This window comes from Shewanella sp. 8A (assembly GCF_023475945.1).
Classification (GTDB): Bacteria; Pseudomonadota; Gammaproteobacteria; order Enterobacterales; family Shewanellaceae; genus Shewanella; species Shewanella xiamenensis.
Map to the genome: position 1 here is coordinate 18393 of NZ_JAMDJP010000043.1, position 12936 is coordinate 31328.

The 12936-nt window shown below is 46.4% G+C and carries 10 protein-coding genes, 1 tRNA gene and 1 pseudogene; 8 read left to right on the forward strand and 4 right to left on the reverse strand.

Annotated elements, in window-relative coordinates:
* Positions 1 to 211: 211 nt before the first annotated feature.
* The 6 genes from htpG to nadE all read left to right on the forward strand — a co-directional run bounded on the left by htpG (position 212) and on the right by nadE (position 7481).
* Positions 212 to 2125, forward strand: a complete 1914-nt coding sequence (gene htpG, locus M0413_RS20780) for a molecular chaperone HtpG (protein ID WP_037425271.1) — start codon at positions 212 to 214, stop codon at positions 2123 to 2125.
* 117 nt (positions 2126 to 2242) lie between these two features.
* Positions 2243 to 3106 carry a co-chaperone YbbN gene (locus tag M0413_RS20785; protein WP_099458221.1) on the forward strand — a complete coding sequence of 288 codons (864 nt, stop codon included), beginning with the start codon at positions 2243 to 2245 and terminating at the stop codon, positions 3104 to 3106.
* 141 nt (positions 3107 to 3247) lie between these two features.
* On the forward strand, positions 3248 to 3892 hold the full coding sequence (adk, locus tag M0413_RS20790) for an adenylate kinase (protein WP_037417813.1): 645 nt from the start codon (positions 3248 to 3250) through the stop codon (positions 3890 to 3892).
* Positions 3893 to 3972: 80 nt separating this feature from the next.
* Positions 3973 to 5019 carry a ferrochelatase gene (gene hemH / locus M0413_RS20795; RefSeq protein ID WP_055647122.1) on the forward strand — a complete coding sequence of 349 codons (1047 nt, stop codon included), beginning with the start codon at positions 3973 to 3975 and terminating at the stop codon, positions 5017 to 5019.
* 190 nt (positions 5020 to 5209) lie between these two features.
* Entirely contained in the window at positions 5210 to 6514 is a 1305-nt protein-coding gene (locus tag M0413_RS20800) for an inosine/guanosine kinase (RefSeq protein WP_144375951.1), read from the forward strand.
* Positions 6515 to 6650: 136 nt separating this feature from the next.
* Complete coding sequence (gene nadE / locus M0413_RS20805; RefSeq protein ID WP_037425381.1) at positions 6651 to 7481, forward strand: NAD(+) synthase; 831 nt, start codon at positions 6651 to 6653, stop codon at positions 7479 to 7481.
* 89 nt (positions 7482 to 7570) lie between these two features.
* Here nadE and M0413_RS20810 read toward each other — a convergent pair whose 3' ends face one another.
* Positions 7571 to 8104 carry a DUF6942 family protein gene (locus tag M0413_RS20810; protein ID WP_249555509.1) on the reverse strand — a complete coding sequence of 178 codons (534 nt, stop codon included), beginning with the start codon at positions 8102 to 8104 and terminating at the stop codon, positions 7571 to 7573.
* Positions 8105 to 8276: 172 nt separating this feature from the next.
* Between M0413_RS20810 and M0413_RS20815 the strand changes: the two genes are divergently transcribed.
* A complete protein-coding gene (locus M0413_RS20815; RefSeq protein ID WP_249555511.1) occupies positions 8277 to 9743 on the forward strand; it encodes an alpha/beta hydrolase in 1467 nt (488 codons plus the stop codon).
* Here the strand turns inward: M0413_RS20815 and M0413_RS20820 are convergent.
* Positions 9740 to 11914 (reverse strand): sensor domain-containing diguanylate cyclase, encoded by a 2175-nt coding sequence (locus M0413_RS20820; protein ID WP_249555513.1) that lies wholly within the window; start codon positions 11912 to 11914, stop codon positions 9740 to 9742. The genes M0413_RS20815 and M0413_RS20820 overlap by 4 nt on opposite strands.
* A gap of 359 nt (positions 11915 to 12273) precedes the next feature.
* Here M0413_RS20820 and M0413_RS20825 point away from each other — a divergent pair.
* Positions 12274 to 12350 (forward strand) — tRNA-Pro (locus tag M0413_RS20825).
* Positions 12351 to 12488: 138 nt separating this feature from the next.
* Here M0413_RS20825 and M0413_RS20830 read toward each other — a convergent pair.
* Positions 12489 to 12668, reverse strand: a complete 180-nt coding sequence (locus M0413_RS20830) for a site-specific integrase (protein ID WP_249555515.1) — start codon at positions 12666 to 12668, stop codon at positions 12489 to 12491.
* 105 nt (positions 12669 to 12773) lie between these two features.
* Positions 12774 to 12936 (reverse strand): annotated as a pseudogene (locus M0413_RS20835) (IS3 family transposase); the annotation flags it as partial.

Consider the following 12936-nt stretch of genomic DNA (forward strand, 5'->3'; position numbering starts at 1 on the left):
GTTTAGCGAACACGCCCTAGCGTGTCTAGGTCTAACATTCCTTTCTTAATTCTGACATAGGGATAGCGTAATTTCGGTTTGATACTGCCTTATTTTTCGCCATTTGATCTGTGATTTTATCTCCCCCCTTGAAAAGTGGATTTGCAGCCCCATTTTATAAAGCACTGAGCGTTTGCTTTAACCAAATTGCGTAACAAATAAGGAAAATTTCATGTCACAACAAGAAACTCATGGTTTTCAAACTGAAGTCAAACAGCTGTTGCATTTGATGATCCATTCTTTGTATTCCAACAAAGAAATTTTCTTGCGTGAACTGGTCTCTAACGCTGCGGATGCGGCCGATAAGCTGCGTTACCTTGCGTTAACCAACGACGCGTTATACGAAGGTGACGGTGAGCTACGTGTGCGTATCAGCGCAGACAAAGAAAAAGGCACTGTCACCATCGAAGACAACGGCGTGGGTATGACCCGCGATGGCGTGATTGAGCATTTAGGTACGATCGCCAAATCGGGCACCGCTGAATTCTTTAAAAACCTCTCTGGCGAAGCCTCAAAGGATTCGCAGCTAATCGGTCAATTCGGTGTGGGCTTCTATTCCGCCTTTATCGTAGCGAAAAAAGTCACCGTTCGTACCCGCGCGGCAGGTCATAAGGCCGATGAAGCCGTATTGTGGGAATCGGAAGGTGAGGGTAGCTTCACCGTTGAAACTATCACCAAGGCGAGCCGTGGTACTGAGATCACCCTGCACCTGCGTGATGAAGAGAAAGAGTTTGCCGATGAGTGGCGCCTACGCTCCATCATCACTAAATACTCAGACCATATTTCAATCCCAGTAGAAATGTGGCAGGAAGGCACCCCTGAGCGCGATGGCCCAGACGGTGAAAAAATTCCTGCAACCGAAGGCTATTGGAAAGTCATGAACAAGGCGACTGCGCTGTGGATGCGTAATAAGTCTGAGATCACTGACGAAGAATACCAAGAATTTTATAAGCATATTTCCCACGACTACACAGACGCTCTGCTGTGGAGTCATAACCGCGTTGAAGGTAAACAGGAATACACTAACCTGTTATATATCCCATCAAAAGCGCCGTGGGATCTGTGGAACCGCGACCGTAAGCATGGCCTGAAACTCTTTGTTCAGCGCGTGTTTATTATGGATGACGCTGAGCAGTTTATGCCATCTTACCTGCGCTTTGTGCAGGGTTTGATTGACTCAAACGATCTGCCGCTGAACGTGTCCCGCGAGATTTTGCAGGACAACCACATCACCAAAGCGATGCGCACCGGTATCACTAAGCGTGTGCTGGGTATGTTGGAAAAACTGGCAAAAGACGATGCGGAAAAATACCAAAAATTCTGGGCCGAATTTGGTCAAGTGTTGAAAGAAGGTCCAGCGGAAGACTTTGCGAACCGTGAGCGTATTGCAGGCTTACTGCGCTTTGCGTCTACCCATACAGGCAGCGCGGCGCCAACTGTGTCACTCGATGACTATATTAGCCGCATGAAGGAAGGCCAAACCAAGATTTACTACATCGTTGCCGACAGCCACGAAGCGGCCGCCAACAGCCCACACTTAGAACTGCTGCGTAAAAAAGGCATTGAAGTGTTGCTGATGTCAGAACGTATCGACGAGTGGTTAATCAACCACTTAACTGAGTACAAAGAAAAACAATTGCACTCAGTCACCCGTGGCGAGCTGGAATTAGGTGAGCTGGAAGATGCGGCCGAGAAGGAAGCGCAGGAGAAACTCGCTGAAGAGTCTGCACCACTGATTGAACGCATTAAAGCGGCATTAGGCGCTAGCGTGGCCGATGTGAAGGTGACTTCACGCTTAACCGATACCCCAGCCTGTGTGGTCACGGGTGAAGGTGAAATGTCGACCCAAATGATCAAACTGATGCAGGCTGCCGGCCAGCCAGTGCCAGAGGTCAAGCCGACGTTTGAGATCAACCCTGCGCACCCATTAGTGTCGCGCCTTAATGATCTTCAGGATGAAGCCGCCTTTGCCGATTGGTCGAATCTGTTATTGCAACAGGCGCAATTGTCGGAGAAGGGCAGCCTAGCTGACCCATCGGCCTTTATTAAGCTGATGAACCAAATGTTATTGGCAAGCCTGAAGTAACACATTCGGGGCACTTGGGTCGAGACACAAGTGCCCCGATTCACTTTTAGGCACCAAGAGTCGCATTACCCTAGGGCATTTCCCCGTAGAGGTGCCAGTTTGGGAGGAAGGAAAACCATGGACAATATCCTCGATCTAACGAAAGACAATATTCAGCAAGTGGTTGATGCTTCAATGCAGCAACTGGTGGTGATGGTGTTTTGGGCCCAGCCACAGCCGCAGAGTGTTGCCATGGTGCAAACACTCGAGCAACTTGCCACCCAGCATGCTGGCCGTTTTGTGCTGGCGAAAGTGAACTGTGAAACTGAGCTGGAAATCGCGAACTATTTCCGCATTCAAGCACTGCCGACCACTTTAGTGCTCGATAAGGGTCAACCAATCGATGGCTTTGCGGGCATGCAGGAGGCGGCGCAGGTGAGCGCTATGCTGGAGAAACACTTGCCACCCTTATGGCAATTGCAACTTGAGCAAGCCAAAGCCCTGTTAGCCTTAAGCCAAGTATCGGCGGAGGATTTAACCACTGCGGCCGTGTTGCTGAAAGACGCCTATAGCGCCTCAAATCATGCTGCTGAGGTGAGTTTGGTGCTCGCCGATGTGTATTTGATGCAGGGTGAACTGGCTCAAGCGCAGACTTTACTCGAACAGATTGGCCTTGCCGATCAAGACAGTTATTACCAGAGCTTAAAGGCGAAATTAACTCTTGCCTTGGATGCGGCAGACACGCCTGAAATTCGTGATTTACAGCAGAAGTTTGAGCATAATCCGCAAGATTTAGTGTTATTACTCGAACTTTGTAAAGCCTTGCATTCGGCTCACCGCGATGAAGAAGCACTTGCGCATTTATACGGTGTGTTATCTAAAGACTTGAATGCTGAAAATGGCAAAATAAAACAAGTATTTATGGAGATTTTAACAGCCCTTGGTCAAGGTAATAGTCTTGCTAACCAGTACCGTCGCAAGCTGTATACCTTGCTCTACTAAGGATAAAATTTGCCACAAAACTGCGATTTATTTGCGGTTTCTGAGGCTAAAGTCGAAGCTAAAAGCCTTCTCAATGGCGGTCAGATGTGCGAAGATCGCCGCCCTAAGAAGAATATCAATGCGAAAAAGAGGACTCTTGAGATGCGCATTATCCTATTGGGCGCCCCAGGTGCCGGTAAAGGTACCCAGGCCCAGTTCATTATGGAACAGTATGGTATCCCACAAATTTCTACTGGCGATATGTTACGTGCAGCTGTTAAAGCCGGTACTCCGCTGGGTTTAGAAGCGAAGAAAGTGATGGATGCAGGCCAACTGGTTTCTGATGATCTGATCATTGGACTGGTTAAAGAGCGTATCGCACAGGACGACTGTGCTAAAGGTTTCCTGTTAGACGGTTTCCCACGCACTATCCCGCAAGCGGATGCGATGGCGGCAAACGGTATCAGCATTGATCACGTGATTGAAATCGATGTGCCAGACGAAGAAATCGTTAAGCGTATGAGCGGCCGTCGCGTTCACCCAGGTTCTGGCCGTGTTTACCACGTGGTATTCAATCCACCTAAAGTGGAAGGCAAAGACGATGTGACTGGCGAAGACTTAGCTATTCGTCCAGATGACGAAGAAGCCACAGTGCGTAAGCGTTTAGGCATTTACCACGAACAAACTAAGCCATTGGTTGAATACTATGGCAAAGTGGCTGCGGCGGGTCACACTCAATACCATAAATTTGATGGTACTCAGTCGGTTGCGGCTGTGAGTGAACAGTTAGCCAGCGTGCTGAAATAAGCATCATTCGCTAAATTCGAGAACAAGTTCTCATATTAAGAAAAAGCCTGCGATTGCAGGCTTTTTTTATTGGCAACTGAATGTTAGCCTGCCGAGGTATTAGGCTGATAAAAGGTAACACATTGACTTCTCCCTCTCCTGCGTTTGGCGTGTTATTGGTCAATCTCGGCACGCCCGATGAACCCACTCCCAAAGCGGTTAAGCGATTCCTCAAACAGTTTTTAAGTGATCCTCGGGTCGTCGATTTGTCCCCTTGGCTGTGGCAGCCGATTTTGCAGGGGATAATCCTTAATACCCGACCCGCCAAGGTGGCCAAATTATATCAGAGTGTGTGGACAGAGCAGGGCTCGCCGCTGATGGTGATAAGTGAGCAGCAGGCACAAAAGTTAGCCACGGATCTGAGCGCGACCTTTAATCAAACTATTCCCGTTGAACTCGGCATGAGCTATGGCAATCCTTCGATTGATAGCGGCTTTGCCAAACTCAAAGCCCAAGGCGCCGAGCGTATCGTGGTACTGCCGTTATATCCGCAATATTCCTGCTCAACTGTCGCCAGCGTGTTCGATGCGGTGGCGCAGTATTTTGCTAAAGTGCGCGATATTCCTGAGCTGCGCTTTAGCAAACAGTATTTTGACCATGAAGCCTATATCGCGGCTTTAGCGCATTCGGTTAAGCGCCATTGGAAAACCCATGGCCAGGCCGACAAGTTGATTTTATCCTTCCACGGTATTCCGCTGCGGTATGCCACTGAAGGCGATCCCTATCCTGAGCAGTGTCGCACTACCGCCAAGTTACTGGCACAGGCTCTGGGATTAACCGATGGACAATGGCAGGTGTGTTTCCAATCCCGCTTCGGCAAAGAAGAGTGGTTAACCCCTTATGCTGATGAACTGCTGGCCGATTTACCCCGCCAAGGCGTGAAAAGCGTTGATATAATTTGCCCAGCCTTTGCCACTGATTGCCTCGAAACCTTAGAGGAAATTTCGATTGGTGGTAAAGAGACTTTCCTGCATGCGGGTGGTGAGGCCTATCACTTTATTCCCTGTTTAAATGATGATGAGCTCCATATCGAGCTGCTCAGGCAATTGGTACAAGAACAAGCTCAACCTTGGATACGCGCAGAGTGACGGTAAATTTCTCCCGTTGAAACCTAAACACGGCCTAGTTTCATGCTGATTTTATGGTAGAATCTGCGCCCTTTGTGGCTCGGGAGTGGATTTTTTATCTCTCTAGCCTAGACTCATTATTTTTAGGACACGATGAGCCAACGCTCGTTGTAATGCCCATTAGCATGGATGCCAGGAAAAGAGAGCCACTATGAAGTTTCCCGGTCAGCGCAAATCGAAACATTATTTTCCGGTCAAAACCCGTGACCCATTGCTTGAGCAATTAACGCAGCAACCTCAACCTTTTGCGACTTATATCAGCGGTATCGATCAAACCTTAGTGGATATCGAAGCCAAGGTAGAGGATGAGTTGCTCGGGCGTTATGGTTTACCCAAGGGTAATTCGACGCTTATCAATGATGAGCAAGCGCACGCCCTGTATACCGAGCTGAAACAAAACGGTTTGATCAGCGATGAGTTTGCGGGCGGCACTATTGGTAACACAGTGCACAATTATTCTATTTTGGCCGATGACCGCTCTGTGTTGTTTGGGGTGATGAGTCAAAATATCGAAGTCGGCAGTTACGCCTACCGTTATCTTTGCAACACCTCCTCTAAAGTAGACCTTAACTTCCTGCAACCCGTCGATGGCCCCATAGGTCGTTGTTTTACGCTGATTTCTGATTGCGGTGAGCGTACCTTCGCGATCAGTAAAGGGGCGATGGATAAATTAACCCCAGAATACATTGATAAAGACGTAGTACAGGGCAGCTCTGCCTTGGTATTAACCGCCTATTTAATGCGTGCCAGCGGCGGCGACAGGATCACCGATGCGGCCATGTGCGCGATTAAATATGCTAAAGCGGCCGAAGTGCCTGTGGTATTGACCTTAGGCACACGCTTTTTGATTGAAGAAGATCCGGTTTGGTGGCAAAACTTTATCCAAGAGCATGTGACCATTTTGGCGATGAACGAAGATGAAGGCGAGGCGTTAACAGGGTTTCGCGATCCGCTGCTTGCCAGCGAAAGAGCCCTCGAGTGGTGCGATATGGTGTTAACCACTGCTGGCCCAATCGGGCTTTATACCGCAGGTTATACCGATGATGCCGAAAAGCGCGAGACCACTCATACGCTGCTGCCAGGTGCTATCCCTGAATTTAACCGTTATGAGTTCTCACGTCCTAAGCTCAAGAGTGACTGTGAAAATCCGATTAAAGTCTATGCCCATATTTCCCCTTACATGGGTGGACCGGAGAAAATAGGCAATACCAATGGTGCGGGTGATGGCGCGTTGTCGGCGTTATTGCACGACTTGGCGGCCAATACCTTCCATAAGACCAACGTGCCAGGCTCAAGTAAGCATAAGCGTGATGGCTTATGTTATTCATCCTTCTCACAAATTTGTAAGTACGCTAACCGCGTGGCCTATGAGGTATTAGCGCAGCACAGTCCGCGTTTGTCCCGTGGGTTACCCGAGCGTGAAGACAGCTTAGAAGAATCTTACTGGGAAAGATAAACCAGCATAGGTTTCAGTTAATAAGGGCAATAGCGGCAAACCGTTATTGCCCTTGTTGTTTTTAGGCGCAAATAAATGATAACGTTAGGCGGTTTACCGCTCCCAATAACAGCGAATATTTAAGGTGGAATTTTCGGTGAAAGCGCAGATCTTAAGAGAAATGAAGGTACTCAAGGCGATTGAGCCTGAGTTTGAAGTGCAGCGCCGCGTGGCGTTTATTAAAACCAAGCTCAAAGAGGCCCGCAGTAAGGCGTTGGTATTAGGGATCAGCGGAGGTGTGGATTCATCGACGGCGGGGCGTTTATGCCAGTTGGCCGTTGATAGCCTCAATAGTGAACATCCCGAGGGCGGTTATCAGTTTATTGCAGTGCGTTTACCCTATCAAATTCAAAAAGATGAGCATGAAGCTCAGCAAGCGTGCCAATTTATTCAGCCATCAAAATTAGTCACAGTAAATGTGCATCAAGGTGTTGATGGCGTGCATCAAGCCACCTTAAGTGCGTTTGTTGAGGCGGGACTGAGTATGCCGGATGAGGCGAAAGTGGATTTTGTTAAGGGCAATGTTAAAGCGCGGATGCGCATGATTGCCCAGTATGAGTTAGCGGGATTAGTTGGCGGGTTAGTGGTGGGTACCGATCATAGCGCCGAAAACATTACCGGTTTTTATACCAAATGGGGCGATGGTGCCTGCGATCTCGCGCCTTTATTTGGCCTCAATAAACGCCAAGTGCGCCAATTAGCGGCCTATCTCGGTGCTCCTGAGTCATTAGTTTACAAAGCGCCAACGGCGGATTTAGAGGACAACAAACCGCTACTCGAAGATGAAGTCGCGCTCGGGCTGACCTATGAGCAAATTGATGATTTCCTCGAAGGGAAAGTCGTTGATAAAGCGGTTGAAGAGAAACTAATTAATATCTATAAGGCAACCCAACATAAGCGCCAGCCCATTCCAACTATCTACGACTGATTTTTATCACTAACCTTGGCATAGGCAATGCTATCTAGGTTTTCTTTTAAAGCACTCGGCCTATCCGGGTGCTTTTTTATGAAATTTTATCAAGCAGATACGTTTCGTAGATGCGAGCATGTAAGTGCAATCAGGGCATTAGAATATTGGCGATAATCTAAGTAGGGCGAGAGTAGCACTGATATCGAGTGGGAAGATTGAGTCTGCATTATTGTCGTGATGTCTTGCAGTTTACCTTGGGAGGCTTGCATCAATTGCAGTACTGTTTGCTGGTTGGCGCTTTGCTGAGGGCCTGTGGCGATATGACTCTCGATAGCAATTCCTAATGCCGTCGCGGCAGCTTGCCCACAGACAATATGAATATTGGCATGGGGCGATAGGGCACTAGCACCTATCAAGAGCATTTGGTGTTTTTTGAGTAATAAGTTGTCGCGATAATTGCGCCAATCTTCACTGGGGGTGCAAATTTTGGCCATAATGGTGAAGATCTTACGCCAGTGGTTACCGTTTAAGGCGATGAGTTCTGCTATCGCGTTATCCTGCTCCCAATGCCAATATTCAGGCATGAGTGGGGGATTAGGGAGATAAAACGCATAGGACGCTGTGGCTGGACCAATATGCATAATAAGTAAAATTTGCGAATATCGAATAAAAGTAGAGCGGATATTAACCTAAATAGGTTAAACCGCCGAAACTAAAATGCCATCAAAACAAATCTTAAATATGAATATTGAGGTTTATTTTTATCTAACCGTATAATCTGCATGCGTATTTTATCGGAACCATGGGGCAGTAATGAAAGCCATCATCATAGGCTCAACTAAACATTTATTTTTCGCTGCCTTTTATGGCTGTTTAGGGATTGCTGTTGCCTTATTAGTGACTGGAATCTATTTTCTCAATGCTAAACCCGATCTGTCCCTCTGGCACACGACTGAGTTAAAACACGAATTCCACTACAACACTAAACTCGATAACTTTCGTGATTACATTGCCTTAGAAGATAAACTCTTTGCCGAGGTTGATAATAAAGTATTCAAAAAAGTGTCGGCGGCAGATGCATCGCCCGTCAATCGTTATGTTAAAAACAGCCTTGCCGATCCCGCGAGATGGCCACAAAACTGGAATCGCAGTTTTGAATGGCCTAAAGCCAATGCGCCTTTTGGCGTATTGTTGCTCCATGGTATGTCAGATTCACCCTATGCCATGTCGAACGTGGCAGCACATTTTAAAGGCAAAGCCCATGTACTTGGATTAAGACTCCCAGGCCATGGCACCATTCCTAGTGGTTTGACGAGCCTGTACTGGCAAGACTTAGCCGCCGCAGTGAATTTGGCAACGGCGCACATGAAACAAGAACTTAAAGGTAAGCCGTTATTCGTTATTGGTTTTTCAACGGGTGCTGCGATAGCGCTTAACCATGAACTTGAACTGATTAATCAAGATAAAGCGCCTGACTACGCAGGGATGATTTTTATGTCGCCCGCAATTGGCCTTGCGCCCATTGCGGCAGCGGCTCGCTGGCAAAGTTGGATAGGCCGCCTGCTCGACTTAGATAAGTTGCAATGGAATAGTATTCAGATGGAATACGATCCCTTCAAGTACATGTCTTTTGCAGTCAATGCCGGGGATGTCGTCTACCAATTGGCGTTACGTAACCAGAGTTTGTTAAGCGGATTAACGCCTTTGCAGCGTGAACAAATCCCATCGATTTTGAGCTTTCAATCTGTTGCCGATGCAACGGTATCTAGCGCAGCTGTTGTGAGTTTGTTGTATCAAACGCTACCGCAAAAGGGCCATGAATTAGTGCTATTTGATATGAATCGTACCGTTATCAACAGTAAGTTAATGACTAATGATCCACTACCCGCCTTGTTACCAACAGCTTCTAACAACATTCATTACCGTGGCACGCTGATTGAAAATATCAATAGCGAAACGACTCAGGTTCAAGCTCGTGAATTTGGATTGAGGCCACAGGATGAGTCGTTACCTCAGATTGAACACCTCCCGCTTCATTGGCCGGCGGGCGTGTATTCACTCTCCCATGTTGCGTTACCTTTTGCTGAAAATGATGGCCTATATGGCATATCAAGCAATGAGAAGCTAACCCGCATACAAATAGGCGCAGCCGCTTCCCGTGGTGAGCGAGGCGTTTATAGTGTGCCGGCTTCAGAAATGTTACGTCAAAAATGGAACCCCTTTTTCCCCTATATGATGGACCGAATTGAACAATATCGAAGTGCACATATGCATAATTAGGATGTGATTAGGGTACAAACGACGCAATTGCGCCCTTGTTCCTTGGCCTTATACAGGTTCTCATCAGCCTCTTTTAACCAGTCATCCAGTTTTGCACTATAGGCGGCATCAGCAATGATGGCGCCAATGCTAACGGTCACGCTAAACGTGACTTGATCTGTTGGGTTGGTGATGACCACGCTGGAAAGTTTCTCTTTGAAAGCATTAAGGTGTTGCTCGACTTTTGAGGCATTACACATTGGTAATACAAGTGCAAATTCTTCGCCACCATAACGGCAAAGCAAATCGACATCTCGCTTGAAGTGATTTGATAAAACCTCTGCCATGACACGTAAGCATTCGTCACCCGCGAGATGACCGTAGGTATCGTTCACTTTTTTAAAGAAATCGAGATCGAGTAACACTACCGCAATCGTATCCTTGCTACGTTCAGACAGATGCTGAATATGCAGGAACTGTTTTTCAGCATAACGACGGTTGTATAAGTTAGTGAGCGGATCCCGCTCCGCCATATCTTTTAATTTGCGGTTGGCGATTTCTAAAGCCATAGTGCGTTGTTTTACTTTATCTTCTAACTCGAGTTGATTGTTGAGTAGTGCTTGTTGTTTTGCTTCTAAGCTCTCGTACAGGCTATAGATTTCTTGAGGCGTACTGTTGTCTAGCAGTCCATGCTCAAACTTCTCCTCATTAAAACTGCCATCTTTTGTTTGACTAAAATGCTGAGCCAGCAAGGCGAGAGGCGTAGTGGTTAAACGACTAATTACCTTAGCAATTATCATGGCTGCGACCATGCTGATTAACAGTAGCCCTACCGTATTGAAATATTGTTTTTGCGCTAAGGTTAGAAGGGGGATAAAGGGCTCCAGAACATATAAATGCCAACCATTATTCAGTTGATGGTGAGCATAAATATATTCAGGGGTATCCGCTTCCTCATGCTGATTAATATCCATCAGCTTTAATCGAGTACGGTATTCTGTGCTGCCCGTCTTGAAGTTAAAAGGAGTTAAAGGGGTAAGCCTAAGTCTTTCGGAGGAATAAACGATGTTCTTTTTCTCATCCAATAAAATGATGGACTGTGTCTCATGATGTTGATTTTGGTTATCAATACTAGAGAAATAACTTAAGTCTAGATTACCTTGCACAATGCCGATGGCAGTATTTGAATCTTCTTTAAAAATAGGGGTACTGATGGCAATGACAATTTCTTGATCTGGCCCTCTAGCAACAAATACGGGGGACACAAATGTGTTGTGGTGGGTTAAAGCTTGGATAAAGAAGTCCCTATCTTGCACATTAATCTTTTGTGCTATTTTTTTTAGTTTATCGAGTGGACTCCCAGCGACAATTTCCCCATGTGTATTGACAATAAACATAGCGGTAAAGCTGTGCTTAAGACTTTGCACACTCTCGAGGATAAGCTGCCATTGGTCAAATGGAGCTCCTGATATACTAAGAAATTTACCGATACTGGCAACGGTACTGGTGTTGGAACTGAGATAGGTTTCGGTGGCGTGACCGAGGAATATGCCAGTGTCATTCAGATTTTTATTAATTAAATCCTGCTGTTTATCCATAAAATACTGGTTAAACATTAAGGATGAGGTCAATAAAGTAATCGTGGTGATTAAAATAAATAGATAGCTGAGCTGAGCACTAAAGGTTCGGCGAGTGTGATTGACGATCTTATCTTTTAAATGCCATAAGCTAGGGAGCGCCACAACGCAAAGCTCCCCAATAGTCGCGTATAAAATGCCATTAACTGCTTGTTTTACCGTAGTAAAAGGGATGTGATAATTTGGCAGGCCCGTGATTAACCATAAGTACAAGCTTATTAATGGTACGCCCACTAACAACCAGTAGCCAATACTGGCATACAGAATGGGTACATCTTTGCGCCGCGCAAACCCCAGCCACAACGCCTCAAGCAAAAAGACGACATACACATGGGAACTGGACCAAGCCAACATCAAGCCTGTAGCTGTAAATAATGCAGTATAAAGGGCATACCAAGGCCCAAGCAGGATGGCCACTATCACTACTGCCGCATTACCTAAAATCAGCTGTACGTTAGCAAATAGTGGGATAGGAAAAATATTGATCACAAGACCGAGTAGGCCGAGTAGGGTGGCTAACTTTAAATGGTTGGCATTAAAGGATGGTAAAAGCAATGATAAGTCCCTTTCATGTAAATTATGCTTAAAAAGCAACCTGCTATCTCTGGATAGCTGATGGCATTTAGTTTAGCAGATCCGTCATTATTTGATATTTACAGAGCCATTTAAGTGTTAGTTTAAATCTCCGTCTGCGCGTTGCGAGTGCTTTAACGGGCAAAGCGCCCCACTGCATTGCAAAATTTCACCATTCAGGCCAGAAACTAAGCAGTTGATCAAACAGACTTCACTAAGCACTTGCGTTGATTGAAACCAATTGCTAAAGTCTGCGTCACTTAAGGTGAACCCCACTCGATAGCATCTTAAGTAATAAGTACTTAAGCTGACGTCATACAGTTTTATTAAGTACAATATTTCGGTATGTAGCGCAGCCCGGTAGCGCACTGTCATGGGGTGTCAGGGGTCGGAGGTTCGAATCCTCTCATACCGACCAAATTCATAAACAATAAAGCCTGCAATCTTAATAAGTTGCGGGCTTTTTTGTGTCTGCTTGTTTATGCAAGGGTGGACTAACGGGGGACTAACGGAATTCAAAAATTCTTTTTCCTATTAGAGCTTTGCCTTAGTTTTATTAATGGCTGAATTTAATCTCAGCGTGTGGAACTTCGGTCCATTGCAGGTGATCCCGCACATAGATTTTGGTGGACTTGGCATCGGTGTGAGCCATCCGACCTTGAGGGTCAATACCCATATCAGAAAACAATCTGGCAGATAGCGCGCGGATCTCGTGGAAGGTTGGGCGCTGGCTCATTTCTAAATGGTCGCACAGACCTAACTCATCCCTTAATGCCGAAAAGGCTCTGCTAAGGTAATTAGGATCAAGCTGATGTCCCGTCCTAAGATAGGTTGACAGTTTTTAGGCCAGCTCCAGTAGCTGGCCTTTTCTATTGTGCACCTGATTAGGAGAGGCCATATTCAAACTCAGATGCGGTCTCATATCGTTGTATATTGCTATCGATTCTCTAACAAGTATCTTCAGCTCCGCAAATGTCCTACATCGGTGCAGTAAAAACTCCTGC

Bases quoted from the DNA above. Each gene is read 5' to 3' on its own strand.
- M0413_RS20815 (WP_249555511.1), top strand. From the start codon at position 8,277: ATGAAAGCCATCATCATAGGCTCAACTAAACATTTATTTTTCGCTGCC.
- hemH (WP_055647122.1), top strand. From the start codon at position 3,973: ATGTTAGCCTGCCGAGGTATTAGGCTGATAAAAGGTAACACATTGACT.
- M0413_RS20785 (WP_099458221.1), top strand. From the start codon at position 2,243: ATGGACAATATCCTCGATCTAACGAAAGACAATATTCAGCAAGTGGTT.
- htpG (WP_037425271.1), top strand. From the start codon at position 212: ATGTCACAACAAGAAACTCATGGTTTTCAAACTGAAGTCAAACAGCTG.
- M0413_RS20800 (WP_144375951.1), top strand. From the start codon at position 5,210: ATGAAGTTTCCCGGTCAGCGCAAATCGAAACATTATTTTCCGGTCAAA.
- M0413_RS20830 (WP_249555515.1), bottom strand. From the start codon at position 12,668: ATGAGCCAGCGCCCAACCTTCCACGAGATCCGCGCGCTATCTGCCAGA.
- adk (WP_037417813.1), top strand. From the start codon at position 3,248: ATGCGCATTATCCTATTGGGCGCCCCAGGTGCCGGTAAAGGTACCCAG.
- M0413_RS20810 (WP_249555509.1), bottom strand. From the start codon at position 8,104: ATGCATATTGGTCCAGCCACAGCGTCCTATGCGTTTTATCTCCCTAAT.